General features: G+C 55.9%; 11 protein-coding genes and 3 pseudogenes. 9 read left to right on the top strand and 5 right to left on the bottom strand.

Annotated features, from left to right (window positions below; all coding sequences use genetic code 11):
- The first annotated feature begins 92 nt into the window (after positions 1–92).
- The 4 genes and pseudogenes from IB254_RS16090 (at position 93) to IB254_RS16075 (ending at position 5,303) form a co-directional block, all read left to right on the top strand.
- Positions 93–809 (top strand): MgtC/SapB family protein, encoded by a 717-nt coding sequence (locus IB254_RS16090; protein ID WP_008032341.1) that lies wholly within the window; start codon positions 93–95, stop codon positions 807–809.
- A gap of 123 nt (positions 810–932) precedes the next feature.
- Positions 933–1,331: a chemotaxis protein CheY gene (locus tag IB254_RS16085; protein ID WP_192418047.1), complete on the top strand. Its 399-nt coding sequence runs from the start codon at positions 933–935 to the stop codon at positions 1,329–1,331.
- Positions 1,332–1,441: 110 nt separating this feature from the next.
- Positions 1,442–2,068 carry a response regulator transcription factor gene (locus tag IB254_RS16080; protein ID WP_192418046.1) on the top strand — a complete coding sequence of 209 codons (627 nt, stop codon included), beginning with the start codon at positions 1,442–1,444 and terminating at the stop codon, positions 2,066–2,068.
- 27 nt (positions 2,069–2,095) lie between these two features.
- Positions 2,096–5,303, top strand: a pseudogene (locus IB254_RS16075) (transporter substrate-binding domain-containing protein).
- A 3-nt stretch (positions 5,304–5,306) separates the two neighbouring features.
- On the opposite strand, the gene dkgB reads toward IB254_RS16075, so the two are convergent.
- The 3 genes and pseudogenes from dkgB to IB254_RS29515 form a co-directional block, all read right to left on the bottom strand.
- Positions 5,307–6,110, bottom strand: a complete 804-nt coding sequence (gene dkgB, locus IB254_RS16070) for a 2,5-didehydrogluconate reductase DkgB (RefSeq protein ID WP_192418045.1) — start codon at positions 6,108–6,110, stop codon at positions 5,307–5,309.
- 232 nt (positions 6,111–6,342) lie between these two features.
- Positions 6,343–6,660 (bottom strand): annotated as a pseudogene (locus tag IB254_RS16065) (PaaI family thioesterase); the annotation flags it as partial.
- Positions 6,661–6,944: 284 nt separating this feature from the next.
- Positions 6,945–7,222: pseudogene (locus IB254_RS29515) on the bottom strand (inositol monophosphatase); the annotation flags it as partial.
- Positions 7,223–7,485: 263 nt separating this feature from the next.
- Here IB254_RS29515 and IB254_RS16060 point away from each other — a divergent pair.
- On the top strand, positions 7,486–8,721 hold the full coding sequence (locus IB254_RS16060; RefSeq protein ID WP_192418044.1) for a hypothetical protein: 1,236 nt from the start codon (positions 7,486–7,488) through the stop codon (positions 8,719–8,721).
- A 725-nt stretch (positions 8,722–9,446) separates the two neighbouring features.
- Here the strand turns inward: IB254_RS16060 and IB254_RS16055 are convergent.
- Positions 9,447–10,712: an OprD family porin gene (locus IB254_RS16055; protein WP_192418043.1), complete on the bottom strand. Its 1,266-nt coding sequence runs from the start codon at positions 10,710–10,712 to the stop codon at positions 9,447–9,449.
- Between the two features lie 236 nt (positions 10,713–10,948).
- On the bottom strand, positions 10,949–12,247 hold the full coding sequence (locus tag IB254_RS16050) for an MFS transporter (protein ID WP_192418042.1): 1,299 nt from the start codon (positions 12,245–12,247) through the stop codon (positions 10,949–10,951).
- Positions 12,248–12,863: 616 nt separating this feature from the next.
- On the opposite strand from IB254_RS16050, the gene IB254_RS16045 reads away from it, so the two are divergent.
- The 4 genes from IB254_RS16045 to IB254_RS16030 all read left to right on the top strand — a co-directional run bounded on the left by IB254_RS16045 (position 12,864) and on the right by IB254_RS16030 (position 18,142).
- Positions 12,864–14,921: a carbon starvation CstA family protein gene (locus IB254_RS16045; protein WP_192418041.1), complete on the top strand. Its 2,058-nt coding sequence runs from the start codon at positions 12,864–12,866 to the stop codon at positions 14,919–14,921.
- A gap of 14 nt (positions 14,922–14,935) precedes the next feature.
- Entirely contained in the window at positions 14,936–15,133 is a 198-nt protein-coding gene (locus tag IB254_RS16040) for a YbdD/YjiX family protein (protein WP_054050768.1), read from the top strand.
- 359 nt (positions 15,134–15,492) lie between these two features.
- Positions 15,493–15,858 (top strand): histone-like nucleoid-structuring protein, MvaT/MvaU family, encoded by a 366-nt coding sequence (locus tag IB254_RS16035; protein WP_192418040.1) that lies wholly within the window; start codon positions 15,493–15,495, stop codon positions 15,856–15,858.
- Between the two features lie 745 nt (positions 15,859–16,603).
- The gene (locus IB254_RS16030) at positions 16,604–18,142 is read left to right on the top strand and encodes a sigma-54-dependent transcriptional regulator (RefSeq protein WP_192418039.1); all 1,539 of its coding nucleotides are present in this window, start codon (positions 16,604–16,606) and stop codon (positions 18,140–18,142) included.
- Positions 18,143–18,358 lie beyond the last annotated feature (216 nt).

Below are 18,358 nucleotides of genomic sequence, written 5' to 3'. Positions count from 1 at the left end.
GGTAGATCAGCCACTTTAATGTTGGATGTACCACCGTCATCGCGAGCAGGCTCACTCCTACAGGGGATCGTGTGTTTTTCAAAGGATTCATCATGCAAGCACTCAACAACATCAACCTGACCTCCCTGGTCGACACCCTGGTCAGCCTCAGCGCGGCCTTCATCCTCGGTGGCCTGATCGGCTTCGAGCGCCAATACCGCCAACGCACCGCCGGCCTGCGCACCAACGTGCTGGTCGCGGTGGGGGCGGCGATTTTCGTCGACATGGCCAACCGCCTCGGCGGGGCCGAAGGCGCGGTGCGGGTGGTCGCCTACGTGGTTTCCGGCATCGGCTTCCTCGGTGCCGGGGTGATCATGCGCGAAGAGGGCAACGTGCGTGGCCTCAACACCGCGGCAACGCTTTGGGCCTCGGCGGCGGTCGGTGCCTGCGCGGGGGCCGATCTGGTCCTGGAGGCCTTGCTCGGTACGCTGTTCGTACTGGCGGCCAATACCTTGCTGCGGCCGATCGTCAACAACATCAACCGTCAGCCGCTGGATGTGATTTCGGCTGAAGTCACCAACATCGTTTACGTGATCGCCCGCCGTTCCCAACAAAAAGCCGTGCTGGCGCTGCTGGAAGCGGAACTTGAGCGCAGCAATTACCCGGCGAGCGATGTCGATGTACATGCGTTCGGCGCAGATGAAATCGAGGTGGAGGCGACCCTCGCGACGACGTCCGTGGACGGCGACGAACTGGATGCGTTGGTGGCGCGGATTTCGACATCGACGCTGGTGGTGCAGGCGTTCTGGAGTCCGAGTACGACGGAATAGCGTTGAATCCCCTCTGACAACGGAATAAATGCCTCGGGTTTTAGGAATAGTCCTACAGAAAGCTCGTTGGCTCTTCCGTAGCCTTGCGGCCTCACGAATCTGAAACCCTCCTGGGGGCCCCGGTTGCCGAACAAAGCGTTACGTATCCTGATTGCCGACGAGCAGCATTTTCAGCGGATGAGAATCGAGCGCCTGTTCAACCGGCTCGACTATTACCGCGTGGCCCCCGTGCAAAGCCTTGCCGAACTGTTGACCCTGATCGAGTACGGCGGCGTGTCTTTCGACCTGGTGGTCATCAATGCCGCGCTGTCGGACGGGGCCCTGGACCTGCGCGACTTCTTCCTCGATCACCCACAGGTTCACCACGCCTTGATCTATGACGGGCTGCTGATCCCGGCTTGCGGGCAGCAAAAGGTTCAGGTGAGCGCTGCTGCATTGCCCGATCTGGCGTGCATTCAACGACTGATGGCGACCGTTGATCCTCAGCTACCGTTCGTCGGCACTGTCATTTCTGTCAGGTAGTCGGGCGCGTGTTTCCGTGCAAGAGTCTTCGCGCAGCTGCTGCGTGTAGCCGGGGTCTGACCCATGGGCATTCATTACCCAATCGTCTTGTATCTGCACAGGGAGTTGCCATGAAGTCAGCGGTAATAGCAGACGATCATCCTGTGGTGTGCGCTGCAGTCGCGATGTTGCTTACACAGCTGGGATTCAAACTGATTCATAAGGTATCCAACGGCAACGAGGTCTTTTCAGCGATCCGTAAGCATCAACCCGATCTGGTGGTGCTGGATCTGATGATGCCCTGTCTCGGCGGGCTGGAGGTGTTGGCCCGCATTCAGGCCAGCGACGAGCGATGCCGAGTACTGGTTTTCACCGGGCAAGATCCGCGGTTTTATCAGGAGCGCTGTATGCGTGCCGGCGCCAGGGCGTATGTTTCCAAGGCCAACGACTTGAAGCATTTGCACGAGGCAGTGCTGGCGGTGATGGCCGGTTACACCTATTTCGCCAAGCTGCCGTCGAGTTCGGTGTCGTTGAGCACAATGCAACTCAGCGAGATGGAGAGGATCGACAAGCTCTCCGACCGTGAACTGACCATATTCCGGTACCTGGCCGAGGGATTAAGCAACAAGGAAATCGCCAAACTCTTGAACCTGAGCCACAAGACCATCAGCACCTACAAAACCCGTTTGACGGAAAAACTCAATGTGCAATCCAAGGTTCACTTGAGAGAGACCGCCCAGCGTAACGGTCTGATTTGAGTGAGTACCTCTCGGCAATGGCGTCGGCTGATTTACCTCGTACTCCCGGTCTGTTTGTGGGTATCGACTGCCTATGCCCAACCGCAATCACTGACCCTGCTGGGACGCTCCAGCGTCGACGGCTACGACGTCAAACTGTCGGATGCCGATTCGCGTGTGCTGCGCCAGAAGGGCCGGCTGGTGCTGGCCGTCTCGGCGCCGGATTATCCGCCCTTCGACATCACCACCACCGGCACCGACTACGAAGGGCTGACGGCTGACTATGCCGGGCTGCTCAAACAGCTATTGAACGTAGAGATCGATGTTCACCGCTATGCATCGCGGGACGAGGCGGTGCGTGCGATCAAGGACGGCGCGGCTGACCTTCTGGGAACGGCCAACCGTTATGAGGTCGAGGATCCACAACTGCGGATGTCCAGTGCCTATGCCGATGATCAACCGGTGCTGGTCACGCGCACCGATTCATCCCAGCCACTGGACCCGGACCTGGCCGGTAAACGGCTGGCGATGCTGTACCACTATTTGCCCAAGCAGCAAGTGCAGGCTTTTTATCCCAAGGCGAATGTGCAGCTGTTCCCTTCGACGCTGGGCGCGGTGGGCGCCGTTGCGTTTGGTCAGTCGGACGCTTATCTGGGGGACGCCATCAGCGTCAATCACCTGATCAGCAAAAATTACCTCAACAACGTTCAACTGGCGGATTTTTCCCGTATGGAATCCGGGCGTTTCGCGTTTGCGATGAACCTCGACAACCTCCAGTTGCAACGTATCGTCAACCGGGCGCTGGCGGCGATCCCGACCAATGAACGAATGAATATCCTGCGGCGATGGGGCGGCAGCGGGGCTTCCATTGCCGGCACGCAAGCCCTGCACTTCAGTGTCGCCGAGCAACGCTGGCTCAATAATCATCCACGCGTGCGAGTGGCGATCAACCAAAACCTCATGCCGATTTCCTTTATCGACAGTGAGGGCAAGTACCGGGGCATCAGCATTGATGTGCTGGCGAAAATCAGTTTGCGCACAGGTTTGAAATTCGACATTCAGCCAACCCGGTCAGTGGCCGAATTGTTCGAATGGATCAGGAGCGGTCATGTTGATGTGGTCGCCGGGATCAGCCCCAGCATTGAGCGTGAAACAGAACTGCGATTTACCCGGCCGTTTCTGACCAGCCCGAATGTGCTGGTGACCCGCATCGCATCCGACAGTCCGCAGACACTGGATGAGATGGCGGGAAAAAAACTGGCCATCACCCAGGGCAACAGTGCAGGGGAGTTCATTCGCCAGCATTTCCCGCAGGTCGAACTGGTCACTGCGCCGTTGACCGCGGACGGGATGGAAATGGTCGCCCAGGGCAGGACGGATGGCGCCATCAACTCGTTGATCGGTGCCCGGATCATGATTTCCCGGCAATACCGCGACCGCCTGCAAGTGACCAGCACCGTCGGCACCGATCCTGCCCGCAGTACCCTGGCAACCAGTCGCGAGGCCGTTGAGCTGCATTCGATCCTGGACAAGGCGCTGCTGAGTATCTCCCCTGAAGAAATCGATGAAATGACCGGTTATTGGCGCAATGACCTGATGGTCGAGCAGAGCTTCTGGCTGCGTCACCGGCAGGACATTCTCCAGGCGTTTGTCGGTGCCGGCGCCTTGCTGTTGCTGGCGCTGGCCTGGATCGCCTGGCAGCGCCGGCAAATCCGCCTGCGTCAGCAATTGCTCAGTCAACTGCAGGACGCCAAGGATGCGGCGGATGTGGCGAACCGTGCCAAGACCACGTTTCTGGCGATCATGAGCCATGAGATCCGCACGCCGATGAATGCGCTGCTTGGCATGCTCGAACTGGCGCTGATGCGAGCGGATGAAGGCGTCACCGACCGGTCGGCCATCGAGGTGGCGGCCAATGCCGGGCAACAGTTGCTGGCGTTGATTGGCGACATCCTGGACATCGCCCGCATCGAATCCGGGCATTTGTCCCTGACGCCGGAACGGGCCAACCTGCGCACGCTTGTTGAATCGGTGTGCCGGGTGTTTGAAGGCTTGGCCCGGCAGAAGAACCTGGAGTGGCGCGTCGACCTGGGCGAGCACAGCGACGCCGACGTGTTGATCGACCCCACGCGTTTCAAGCAGGTGCTGTCCAATCTGCTGAGCAATGCGATCAAGTTCACCCAAGAAGGTGAAGTGCGCCTGACGCTACGGGTCGAGCCCCGTCGGGCAACTGGCGGTCTCGGTGCGCATTGAAGACACCGGCATCGGCATCAGCGATATCGATCGGCAGCGACTGTTCAGCCCGTTTGTGCAGGCGCAAAACAGTCAGCAAACAGGTCGAAACGGCTCAGGCCTGGGGCTGGTGATCAGCCGCACGCTGTGCGAAATGATGGGCGGTCAATTGCAGCTTGCCAGCGTGTTGGGGAAGGGCACGCGGATTGATGTCTGCCTGGATCTGCCCGCCTTGCAACCGTTGCCGTCCAGTGAGTTACCTGACCGTGAGGAACAGGCGCAGACCCGGCCACTGACCATTCTGGTGGTCGACGATTACCCGGCCAATCGATTGCTGCTCTCACGGCAGTTGAGCTACTTGGGCCACCGGGTGATGGACGCCGAGGACGGTCAGCAAGGTCTTGATCGGTGGCGCGAGTATGAGTTTGATGTGTTGATTACCGACTGCAACATGCCGGTGCTCAGCGGCTATGAGTTGGCCGGGGCCATCCGCGATGAAGAGCAGGCTCAGGGATTGCAACCGATCCTGATTCTGGGGTTGACCGCCAATGCGCAGCCCGAGGAGAAAGCCCGTTGCCTGGAAGCGGGGATGGACGACTGCCTGTTCAAACCGATCCGCCTGGCGGATCTGGGCGCCTGGTTGGCGTCCAGATTTGCCGATGGGTCACCGGTGCCGCCGCTCGAAATACCCTCAACCGCCGAGATCGACTTGAGCGGTCTGGAGCGCTACGTCGGCGAGGACGACGAGCTGATCAATCAACTGTTGAGCGACCTGGCCGCGACCAATCGCACGGATCGGCAGGAGTTGCTCAAGGCCCATGCCCGTGGCGAACAGCATGCCCTGTGCAAGTTGGCGCACCGCATCAAGGGCGGGGCGCTGATGGTGCGGGCGGTCAGTCTGATCGAATGTTGCGAGGACCTCGAGCGTGCCTGCGGTGATGGTCGTGCGGGACTGATCGACGAAGCTGTCGATCAGTTGCAGCAGGCCATGATGCGCCTCGACCAACGCCTGGCGCAGGGCTGACGCTTAATCCCAGTTCGGCGCGATGCCTTTGGGGCTGGTCAGGCGGTGGGCGCGTTCAAGGCCGGCGATCAGTGCCATGTCGGCGTCGCTCAGGGTCAGCGCGCAGGCCTTGAGGTTGCTTTCCAGGTTGGCGCGCTTGGTCGACGACGGGATCACCGCGTAACCCGATTGCATGGCCCAGGCCAGGGTGACTTGCGCAGGCGTTGCTTGCAGACGCTCGGCAATCTGCTGGATGACCGGGTCTTTCAGCACTTCGCCGTACGCCAGGGTCATGTAGGAGGTGATCTGGATGTCCTGGTTCTGCGCGAACTCGACGACCTTGCGGTTTTGCAGGTACGGGTGCAGTTCGATCTGGTTGGTGGCGATGTGCTCGGCACCGATAGCGGCGATGGCTTGTTTCATCAGGTCGACGGTGAAGTTGGAGACGCCGATCTGCCGGGTCAATCCGAGTTTTTTGGCTTCGAGCAACGCGCCCATGAATTCTTCGACCGGCACCTGGTTTTCCGGCGATGGCCAGTGGATCAGCGTCAGGTCGAGGTAGTCGGTCTGCAGTTTTTGCAGGCTCTCTTTGAGGCTGTCGAACAAGCGTTCCTTGGCGAAGTTGGCGACCCAGATCTTGCTGGTGATGAACAGCTCTTCACGGGCAATGCCGCTGGCCGCGATGGCCTCGCCGACCTCGGCTTCGTTCTCGTAGATTTGCGCGGTATCGATGGCGCGGTAGCCCAGTTCCAGGCCAGTGCTCACCGAATCAATGACCACCTGGCCTTGCAAGCGAAACGTACCAAGACCGAATGCGGGAATAGACATCAATGACTCCAGGGGTTGCAGTGGGAATGGGCACGAGTATCCGTGCCTGCATCCTTGAGAAAAACCGCTGGATGGGCAAAGCAATGTTTACCGCAAGTCATGAATCGTAAGGCAAGAGGATTCGCGGCGTTGCAACGGACGCCTTCGCGGGCAAGCCTCGCTCCTACAAGAACATCACACGCCCCTGTAGGAGCGAGGCTTGCCCGCGAAGGCCGCGCCTCGGTTTCGGATCTTATCCGCGAGCCTCAAGAATCATGCAAGTCGTCGACCCCGTCGCATACAACCGCCCATCCACATCATAAATCCGCCCCTCGGCCAGTGCCGTCGAACGCCCCAGGTGCACAATCTTGCCCTCGGCCCGCACCGGTCCGCTGGCGCCGGTCAACGCGCGGACATAACTGATGCGCAGATCCAGCGTCGTATACCCCTGGCCCTTTTTCAGCTGCGTATGAATCGCGCAGCCCATGCATGAATCCAGCAAGGTCGCCGCATAGCCGCCATGCACGCTGCCCAGCGGGTTGTAATGCCGAGCGTCCGGCGTGCCCTGATATGGGGCCTATTAGTAGTTAGGAAATGCTCCATGTAAGGAGGGCGACCGAAGAGTTTTTTGAGAGAAGAGAGGCGATTGTGCGTCGTTGCCCACACGGAGCTGCTCGAGCTAAATGAAATGGCTGAAGCTACAGTTTGATCGAGGTGTAGATGGTCGGAGCATGAGGATTTTGGACACCTAGGTCATACAAGGTAATATGTCCCTGGTTTCGCAGGCACATCCGATTGGCTCGCCTAGGCCGGACAAAACGATCAAGTTTCGACCATCGCATTTAGCATTAATGTTTACGAGTTATCTGGGGGGCAATATCCGAGCACTCGATACCATTCACGATTTGCTAATTCGTGACCTGCCGAAGATGAGCCACCAAAGCAATGCTACCTTTACCATATTGATCTCCGTCGCATAGCTTATGGCGATTCCATTTTCATCCAGCAACACACCTCCGGCGCCTCTCAAAAGTGCATGCCCAGATACGACATCGTGCTGAAACCTGATAGAGCGAGATACCGCATACAGCATCGCCGGCGGCTACTCGGGCTAATCTGTAGGCGATTGATGGCTTGGGCTGGCATTTGCAGCTTATGTTGTGTGCTTGCCGGGCAGCATTAGCCCGGTTGACCAAGTTGTCATCAAGAATGTGTATGCCGTTGGTTTTGGTGCCAATCAGGTGGTAGTTACGATCAACGCGAGCGATTGTGATTATGAGCTTTCAGGCAAGTTCACCTGTGATGCTCACGTGGTACGAGCAGCCTTATCCTCAACGCTGCCGAATAGTCCGGCCGAGTGATTCGAATATCGGGCCTTCCTGGTTAGAGAGCAGAGATGAAATTTCAGAAGACGCTTCAGGGCAAACCAAGAGGATCTACTACGCCAGAAGTGCTAATGCAGCACCTCAACTTCTTGGCCAGAGAGAGTGTGAATATCGCCAAAGGTGGCATAACGGTTAGGGAGATCATCCTTCAGAGCTGGCATTTTGACGGGGATTACTTCGATCTTATTTTTTCGGAGCCGGCGCTCGAGTTCCTGCAGTCAACGGACGACCCACGAATTGAAATTGTTCAGATTGTATTTGACCAGGTTGAACCGAATTTTCATTTCCACGATGACCTAAAAGACGCCAAGGTGCATTCGGCGGTATTGGCTCTCCATACGTTTGAATTTGGGGATCGTCGCTTCCTTCCACAGCCTGAGGACCTAACAGGTACGGTCACGTTCATTCGCTATGGCGAGAAGTGTTACGCCGTCACAGCCAAACACGTGGTGACGTATTTGACTGATCAGGCATCCGAGCGAAAACAGCCTGTCCGTTACTATTGTCCAGTAAATACAGGTTTGGTAATTCGCGGTCCTTTTGTGGCACCACCAAGGGAATTTTTTCCTGATCACGAGCCAGATGTCGCCATAACACCGATCGACGAAGCGGCGTTGTTGAGAATCGGCAAGCGACCTTTTGTAATTTCGGATAATGATCCTGTTTGGCCTCTTCCATACGCTATGGCCACCGGTTTTCCGACTGCAGAGAAAAAGGACGTTGATTCCAAATTTGGGGGCGTTCAGCTGAGTATGGGTTTCGTCAGGGCTGTTGCTGCCGGAAATGGTGCGGATGGCAAACATCACAGCGTGACCTTCTACAGCGATTTAGACTCTCTCCCTCCTATTTCGAAGTTGAGTGGAATGAGTGGCGGACCGGTGTTTTGGTCTGATGCCGAGAGCTATGGTCTCGTTGGTTTTGTGAAGGAGGCTCTCGAACAGGAGGGCGGCGAGGTGAGCGGCGACACCGCCAAGGTCCATTTCTGGGTGCAAAGAGTCGATCAAGTCATCCTCCGCGATTGGATTAATCATGTAGAGGAAAATTGGCCACACGAAAGGGAGAAACAGGACGCTTCTGATTCGCTGCTATTCAAGGAAATTGAAGAGCGGAACCTTCGAAATCGAGAGGATTTTTTTAGACGATCCCGTCGCGATATCGCGTATCTAGAGTGGTGCGCAAAATTGGGGCAGCGTGATCGCAAACCGCGTAAGAAAAACGCCGAACTATACCTTCCAGAGTGGATGTAGCAGAGGTAGTGACCAGGTAATGATTTCCAAGCTCCTGTTGAATGACACTTGTTTTTTCATCATCTGCGTAGTTGTAACCCTTGTAGGCGTTTGCCTTGGGGTTTGGATGATCGGTTCGGGTGATACCTTCGAGACGGTCAAAGGCATCGCCCTGATTGTCATCTGCACTGCTTAGCCGTAAGTAAAGAAATGTTGTCTCTAGGTCCATTTTCAGCGCTTAAAGGAAAGAATTCTTTACCTTACTGCATGATTTTTTGGACAAGGGCAAAACGACATAGCAATCGCGCATACGACCCCATTGACAAAAGCGCCCCTAGCCCTGACAGAGACCTTCAGAAAACGACCCAAAGGCCTAGGGTTTTGAGAGTCGGTTGCATCCACCCAGTTTTCATCAGCGTATTACACACCTCGTTATTCGTCGCCCAGCCATGTATCGAGACAAATTATGAATTCTCACATAATTGTGCATAAAGCTAATTTTTTAGAATCTGCAACCTTTTATGTTACCCCGTGCTTTTAGTTTTTCTGAATCGACACCATAACCGAGTGAAAATTCTTTACTAGAAGCGCAACGGCTTTTGCCTTTGGCTAAAGCGTCTCAAGTCCGAGCGCTTCAATACATCGCCCAACGCCACTGACGAGACACCCTGTGTTGGCGCTTCTCACTTGACGTAAGCTTGCGGCCAGAGCATGACTAAATATCATCTGGCCGCAAGCACACGAAGTTACCAAAGCGCCAAGCTGTAGCTGACAATCAAGCGGTTCTCGTCAATGTTGCTGAGGAAGTTGCTGCGAGTGGTTGCGTTACGCAGCTTCAACCCAACATTCTTAAGCGGCCCGCTTTGAATGACATAACCTAGGTCGGTGTTCCGCTCCCAGGTTTTACCGTCGCTTAGGCCTGGGCCACGATCGACGTTGTCACCTGACAGGTAACGGGTCATCAGATTCAGTCCGGGCACACCCAACGCTGCAAAGTCGTAGTCATAACGCACCTGCCAGGAGTGTTCGTCCTGATTACCAAAATCGTTGATCTGCACTTGGTTGATCAGTGCATCGTCGGCACCGTTTACGTTGGCGAACCCGGTGTTGCCGCTCAGGTGCTGGTAACCGGAGCTAAAAGCGTGGCCGCCTAGCTTGTAGGTAAACAGCGCGCCGAAGGCATTGTTATCCACGTTACTGCCACCGTCGCCGCTGGAGTGGACAAAACGCAGGTCGGACTTGAGGCTATGGCCTTCCCCTAACGAAAGTTGATGCACCAGGTTTACCAAGTGTTGCTTGTAGATGCCGTCCAGGCCGCCGTAGTAATAACTGGTGGTCAACTCCGGCTTCCATTGGTAGCGACCACCGCCAAATAGGAACTCATTGCTAGTCTTGGACTGACCCAGCACGATGTTTCGCTTGCCGCCATTGAATACCGTCAATACCTCGTTATTTGAAGAGTCACGCTGGTTGACGCGATCAATACGGCCAAGGTCGAGGCTTAGGCCATCGATCTCGTTGCTGTTCACCCAGGCACCCCGAAAGGTTTGCGGCAACAAACGACCGTCGTTACGCATCAATGGCGGAAGCACTGGCTGAAGGGTGCCGAGCTTGAGAGTGCTTTTGGATACCCGTACTTTGGCCGTGATGCCAGCCTCACCGTATTCGTCCTTGGCGCGCTTGGGCGCCTCGCTGTTTGTCTTGAGCAGACCGGTTCCGACCCGATCAGGACTGGAGTCCAGTTTGATACCGAGCAGGCCGCTCACATCGATACCCAAGCCGATGGGTCCTTCTGTAAAGCCTGACTCCAATCGTAAAGTGAGTCCCTGAGCCCATTCCTCTGCTTTGCTCTGCGTCGCACCGTCCTGCCGGAAGTCGCGGTTCATGTAGAAGTTGCGCGTATCGAGACTGGCCTTACTATCGCCCACAAAAGCGGCACTGGCTGATCCGGCAGCGCCCAGGATAGAACCCGTGCAGACCACATGAATTAAGGTTTTCAAGTCGTACCGCATGGAAAGTTTTCCTCTTGCTATTATTATTGTCATTACTGTTTCTTATTTTTCTGATTATTCATAAACCTGAGCCAGCCAAACCGTCGATTAGGCGTGGCTGATGTTCGCAGGTCGACATAGCTGAAACGCTCTATCATTGAGCCGAGATCGAAGCAGCGATTGAAGCGATATTCGAACTCGGCCAGATAGCGGGGGGAGCTCAAAATTGGTGGGGAGGGCGCTTGCCTGCCCTCACATCAGCGGCCTTTCTTCCAGAGATAGCCACCCAACAAGATGCCTATGCTGCAAATAATCGCCACATAGTAGGCCGGGCCCATAGGGCTTTCCTTGAGCAGCAGGGTGACAGCCATCGGGGTAAGGCCACCGAAGATTGCGTAGGCAAGGTTGTAGGAGAACGACAGTCCGCTGAAACGGACAACCGCCGGGAAGGCTTTAACCATCACGAACGGCACCGCTCCGATGGTGCCGACGAACAGGCCGGTCAGTGCGTACAGCGGGAACAACCAGTCGGGGTGGTCGAACAGGCTGTGATAGAAGGTCCATGAGGTGACCAGCAGCGCGGCGCTGCCGAATACGAATACCCGGCCAGCGCCGAAGCGGTCCGCCAGTGCGCCGGAGCACACGCAACCGACGCTGAGAAATACGATCGCCAGACTATTGGCTTGCAACGCAGTGGTCGGTGAGAAGTGGTAAATGGTTTGCAGCACGGTCGGGGTCATCAATATGACCACGATAATCCCGGCCGAAAGCAACCAGGTGAGCAGCATCGAGATCGCAATCGCCCCGCGATGGTCACGCAGTACCGCACGCAACGGCACCTCTTCGGCCAGTGCCTTGCGAAGCTGCAGCTCGGCGAACACTGGGGTTTCATGCAGCCAGCGGCGAAGATAGACCGAGAACAGACCGAACACACCACCGAGCAGGAAAGGGAGTCGCCAGGCGTAATCGGAGACCTCAGTCGGGGTATAAATGCTGTTGATTACCGTAGCGACCAGTGAGCCGAGCAGGATCCCGGCGGTTAGGCCGCTGGTCAGCGTGCCGCAGGCATAACCCACATGGCGTTGCGGCACGTGTTCTGAAACGAACACCCACGCCCCCGGCACTTCACCGCCAATCGCCGCGCCTTGAATGACCCGCATCAGCAGCAACAGAATCGGCGCCCACATGCCAATCTGCGCATAGGTCGGCAGCAACCCCATGATCAGCGTCGGCACGGCCATCATGAAGATGCTTAGGGTAAACATCTTCTTGCGCCCCAGCAGGTCGCCAAAGTGCGCCATGACGATGCCACCCAACGGCCGTGACAGATAGCCGGCGGCAAAGATGCCGAAGGTCTGCATCAGACGCAGCCATTCTGGCATTTCGGGCGGGAAGAACAACTTGCCGACCACAGCAGCGAAAAATACAAAGATAATGAAATCGTAAAATTCCAGCGCACCGCCTAGGGCAGATAGAGATAGGGTCTTGTAATCATTGCGTGTCAACGGACGTGTCGATTGTACGGGTTGCACGATGCTTGAATGCACTGTGGTCATGGCAAGGGCTTCTCTTATTAGTTAGATCCAGAATCCACAACAGAGTTGGGTGTGGCCTGACAGGTTCGGCGCGATAGCAACTTGTTCGAAAAAGCATATTCTCAACGCCTGGTAGGCATTAAGAAGGAGTTTGCGACCAAAGTGGTGTGCCGAGTCAGAATTCTTTCTCTTAATATTATTATTGGGAACCGCGTGATAACTGGAAAATAATGAGGTTCAAGCCAAAAAAGACGCAATGGCCAAAACTCTCAACTTCGCTGACTGGTTTGGACTGAACGCTTTGCAAAACGATCTGATACGGTAAATACCCTCGTATCTGATATGGGTGCTTAGTATCACTTATATCAATACTTATCTAATTTGCTTCAACTTGGAGCGTGTACACACACAGATTTTGTCTTATCGGATAGCTCCAGCAGCGCCGTCATCAGTAGCATCTTCTAGTTGTGGCGCAGGGGATATGCATGCTGTCTACGTAGTAACACGTAGGCGTTGCGTACGTAGTAACGCGGATTTATTTGTATAGTACATGCGCGGATATTTGCTCGGTTCCGCGCCGCGGACACAATTATAAAAATTACCGCCGCAGTCATGGGCTGTCGGCAGGAGACACGCTATGCCCCGTCTGGCTAAACACCTCGCCTGGTTTGCCGTGGCTGTCCTGGGAGCGTTTGCGCTGAGTGTCGTGGCCCTGCGCCGCGGCGAAGCGATCAATGCCCTCTGGATCGTAGTCGCAGCAGTCGCTATCTATCTCGTCGCATACCGCTACTACAGCCTGTTCATCGCTACCAAAGTGATGCAACTCGACCCCAATCGTGCCACGCCCGCTGTCGTTAACAATGACGGTCTGGACTACGTGCCGACCAACAAACACGTACTCTTCGGTCACCACTTCGCCGCCATTGCTGGCGCGGGGCCGCTGGTCGGTCCGGTCCTGGCGGCGCAGATGGGTTACCTGCCCGGTACGCTGTGGCTGATTGCCGGCGTGGTGCTGGCCGGTGCCGTTCAGGACTTCATGGTCTTGTTCATGTCCACCCGCCGCAACGGCCGTTCCCTCGGCGACATGGTCCGTGAAGAGATGGGCCGCATCCCCGGAACCATTGCGCTGTTTGGCTGCTTCCTGATCATGATCATCATCCTCGCGGTGCTGGCGCTGATCGTGGTCAAGGCCCTGGCCGAGAGCCCCTGGGGGATTTTCACGGTGATGGCGACCATCCCGATCGCGATGTTCATGGGCATTTACATGCGCTACATCCGTCCGGGCCGCATCGGTGAAATCTCCGTTGTCGGCGTGCTGTTGCTGCTGGGTTCGATCTGGCTCGGCGGGCAGATTGCCGCTGATCCGGTCTGGGCCAAGGCCTTTACCTTCACCGGGATCCAGATCACCTGGATGTTGATCGGTTACGGTTTCGTCGCCGCGGTATTGCCGGTGTGGCTGATTCTGGCGCCGCGGGATTACCTGTCGACCTTCCTCAAAATCGGCACCATCGTGGCCTTGGCGATCGGCATCCTGATCACCATGCCCGACCTGAAAATGCCGGCACTCACCCAGTTTGTCGACGGCACCGGGCCGGTGTGGAAGGGCGGGTTGTTCCCGTTCCTGTTCATCACCATCGCCTGTGGTGCGGTCTCCGGTTTCCACGCGCTGATTGCTTCCGGCACCACGCCGAAGTTGCTGGCCAGTGAAGGCCATGCCCGTTACATCGGTTACGGCGGCATGCTGATGGAATCCTTCGTCGCCATCATGGCCATGGTTGCCGCGTCGGTGATCGAGCCGGGCGTGTACTTCGCCATGAACAGCCCAGCGGCGCTTGTCGGCTCCGATGCTGTTTCAGTGGCTCAGACCGTCAGCAGCTGGGGTTTTGCAATCACCCCGGAAGCGCTGCAAGCGGTGGCCAGGGACATCGGTGAAACCACCATCCTGGCCCGTGCCGGCGGTGCGCCGACCCTGGCGGTAGGTATCGCGCAGATCCTGCACCAGCTTCTGCCGGGTGAAAACACCATGGCATTCTGGTACCACTTCGCGATCCTGTTCGAAGCGCTGTTCATCCTGACGGCAGTCGATGCCGGTACCCGGGCCGGCCGATTCATGCTGCAGGACTTGCTCGGCTCCTTCGTGCCGGCGCTGAAACGCACCGAATCCTGGACCGCCAACCTGATCGCGACCGCCGGTTGTGTGGCGATGTGGGGTTATCTGCTGTACCAGGGCGTGATCGATCCGCTGGGTGGCATCAACACCTTGTGGCCGCTGTTCGGTATCTCCAACCAGATGCTGGCCGGTATCGCGCTGATGTTGGCGACCGTTGTGCTGATCAAAATGAAACGCCAGCGCTACGTCTGGGTCACCATGCTGCCCGCCGTGTGGCTGCTGATCTGCACCACCACCGCCGGCTTCATCAAGCTGTTCGACGCTAACCCGGCGATCGGTTTCCTGGCCCTGGCCAAGAAGTACAGCGATGCCCTGGCCAACGGTCAGATCCTCGCTCCGGCCAAGAGCATCGATCAGATGCAGCACGTGATCTACAACGCGTACACCAACGCAACGCTGACCGCGCTGTTCTTGCTGGTGGTCTTCAGCATCCTGTTCTTTGCACTCAAGGTCGGTATCGCCGCCTGGGGCAGCAAGGAACGTACGGATAAAGAAGCACCATTCCAGGCAATGCCGAACGCTTGATCGAGGATTGCAGCATGTTCAATGACCTGAGTCGCCTCGGTAAATACCTCGGTCAGGCCGCGCGCCTGATGGTCGGGATGCCCGACTACGACAACTACGTCGAGCATATGCAAACCAAACACCCGGACAAACCGGTGATGGACTACGAGATGTTCTTCCGGGAACGGCAGGAAGCCCGCTACGGAAGCAAGGCCGGGCCGAAGTGCTGTTAGTCTGCTAAGCGGGCTCGACAGTTGATGTGGGAGCGGTATAACGTCGCTCCCATTTCTTTTGCATAGCTAATAGAACTGTTTTTACGCTCTCTTGACCGATTATCGGTCCGTACATGGTTGTCGCACTGTCTCAACGGAGCGTAGTCGTCGGTTAGAGCTCAAACCACGACGTCACCAAAGCATGGTCACTGGCAGCTAAAATATTCGTCAGCTACTCTGCTTGTCTCATGTTTTTTAGTAGAACACCCGTGGCGATTTCCCTGATTCAAATGTTTGATGAAAGGTGACGTTTGAATGCATGGATTTCAAAGTTTTGTTTTTGGTGTATTGTTTAGGAACTAATCACGTAGAGATTTCCTATGTCCAAACTAGCAGAATTTCGTCAGCTCGAAAAACATCTCGCCGAACAGCTTCAAGCGCTAGAAGCCCTCAAGGGTGATGCTGGTCTCAAGAAAGAAATCGAATTCGAATCGAAGCTGCGTGACCTTCTGGCCAAGTACGGCTACAGCTTAAAGGACGTCATCAATTTGCTCGATCCACAAGCTGGTCGCCGCGCTCCAATGGCCGAAACTAAATCCGGCAGCCGTAAGCCTAGGCAAGTGAAAATTTACAAAAATCCAGAGTCTGGTGAGGTTGTGGAAACCAAAGGTGGGAACCATAAGACGTTGAAAGAATGGAAAACCAAATATGGCTCAGACAAAGTCGAATCTTGGCTGAGTAAGTAATGTAAATTTGAATGCAAAAGGGCCTTTTGAGGCCCTTCTTGTTATCTGCTACCAAGGGCTGCGGAGTATTTCGGCGTAGTGGAACCGCAAAGGTCCCGCAAATCACCTTCAGGCCTCCACCATTAACGACGATGGTGCGCGCCTTTTAACACACGCCATCGCTCTGGACGTATGGGCTGTTGCGCCTCGTTATCTATTAAAAAACGATAAGACTTTCTTGTATAGCTGATCGTCGCGATTAACCGGAATACGCGGTTATACCGTGTGTCCGGTTGCCTGTGCATGAGCGCCTCAAACCAATAATGTCCTCAGCATAGAAACCTGCTCGGCATCTGCTTTTTGGATGGTAGTTTGACATCGAAATCGGGACTGCCTCTTAATCCCACAATTGAGTTGCGCGGCGTCGACATTCGAAAATAACAAAAAACCTTACCGCTCAGGCAGCAGTTCCTTTCTTAAGCGTTCTGCGGCTTATCTGTTCAGGGTTCTATCCATGAGTGAAAGATCATCAGTTTTATAGGTAAATAGAGTCGTCAGAGCGCTAACGCTGGCTAGACGGTTGGGGTCAGCGAAAAGCAGGCGTCACCCGTAAAGTGAATGGAATCTCTCAGGCAGTTCATTTCATACTGCGTGTCACTTCAAGCGCTTACGCCCAAAAATGGATAGCGTTTGAACAAGCTGTTACCGGAAGGATCTTCGCTGATCGCGAAGCTTCAAACTTTTCCACCTCTGCCCGAGGCGCATCATGCGAATTCACGTCACGTTCACTGATCGCGTCGGTATTACCCAGGAAGTCCTGGCGTTGCTCGGTGCGCGTAACCTCAACTTGGACGCGGTGGAGATGATCCCACCTAACGTCTACATAGATGCGCCGGACCTCAGCCAGACGGTGCTGGACGAGCTAAATTACGCGCTATTACGGGTAGAGGGAGTCAAAGCTGTGGAGCTTGTCGACATGCTCCCGGGTCAACGTCGCCGTCTTCAACTTGATGCGCTGTTGGCCGCCATGAGCGATCCGGTATTGGCGGTGGATCCGGGTGGTTACGTCCTGTTGGCCAATCACAAATTGGTCAGTCTTTATGGCAGCGATCCGACGGGTGAGCCCCTTTCAAATTTGTTCGCGGCGCCGGACTTGGCAAAATCCTTGGTCGAAAAAAACTTTCGGTTGCCGATGTGCGAGGTAAATTTCAAGGGGCATGACCTTTTGCTTGACGCCACTCCAATCATAGGCACAACTCAAAGCGCACGTTTGCTCGCGGGTGGTTTGTTGACGCTTTACCCCCCGAGCCGTATCGGAGAGCGCCTAGCTTCGCTGCATCACGATCACGCGGAAGGTCTGGGAGCATTGCTTGGAAAATCGCCTGTGCTTGAACAGCTCAAGACGCGACTGCATAAAGTGGCCGGCCTCGACGCACCGTTGTTGATTCAGGGTGAGACGGGAACGGGTAAAGAGCTTGTCGCGAGAGCTTGTCATACCATGAGTGCTCGACGCGACGCGCCATTTTTGGCTCTGAACTGCGCTGCGCTGCCGGAAAGCCTGGCCGAAAGTGAACTGTTTGGCTATGCAGCGGGTGCGTTTACAGGCGCACAGCGCGGTGGTAAGCCGGGGTTGTTGGAGCTATCGGATCGAGGCACGGTGTTTCTCGATGAAGTTGGCGAAATGTCGCCATACTTGCAAGCCAAATTGCTGCGTTTTCTTAGTGATGGCTGCTTCCGCCGTGTCGGTGGCGATCGCGAGGTGCATGTCAGCGTGCGGGTCCTGTGCGCCACCCACCGCAATCTGGAACGCATGGTGGCAGAAGGTAGTTTCCGCGAAGATCTCTTTTACCGACTCAACGTCCTGAATCTGACGGTGCCGGCGCTTCGCGAGCGTGGGCAGGATATCCTGCTGTTGGCTGAACACTTCTTGCGCCAGGCTTGCGAACAAATTCAACGTTCGTCCTGTTGTCTGGCGCCATCGACCTATCCGCTGTTACTGAACAATCGATGGTCAGGGAATGTTCGCCAGTTGCAGAACGTCATTTTTCGAGCGGCCGCAATCTGCGAAGGGGATGTGATTGACTGCGATGGGCTTGAGCTGGCCGGTACTGAGCTGATCAGTCAGAAGGCAGATTCCGAAGCGGTGGTCAGTCTGGAAGCGGCGGTGCAGGACTTCGAGAAATCGTTGTTGGAGAGATTTTATCTGGCGTATCCCTCAACCCGTCAATTGGCACATCGGCTGCAAACCTCGCACACCGCGATTGGACAGCGGCTACGCAAATACGGGATCGGCTCGCGATCGTAGCTTTCGCCTGTTGGGGTTACGCGGTTCGAAAACGTTCCGCCGGAGCGTTTTCGCTCCAATGGCGGTTAAGCGCCGCGTGCCTTGGATTTGGCCTCGCCGCCAAGATGAAGCCAGTCTGCTGCCTGGAACGAATTCGATCCGCACAACCTGTATTTGTTCTCATTAATAAAATAACCCACTGATATATATAGCAATATGTAGATGGCATCGTCTTTG

The organism is Pseudomonas sp. PDM03 (genome assembly GCF_014852385.1).
GTDB classification, from domain to species: Bacteria; Pseudomonadota; Gammaproteobacteria; order Pseudomonadales; family Pseudomonadaceae; genus Aquipseudomonas; species Aquipseudomonas migulae.
This window is presented reverse-complemented; position numbering and strand designations above follow the sequence as displayed.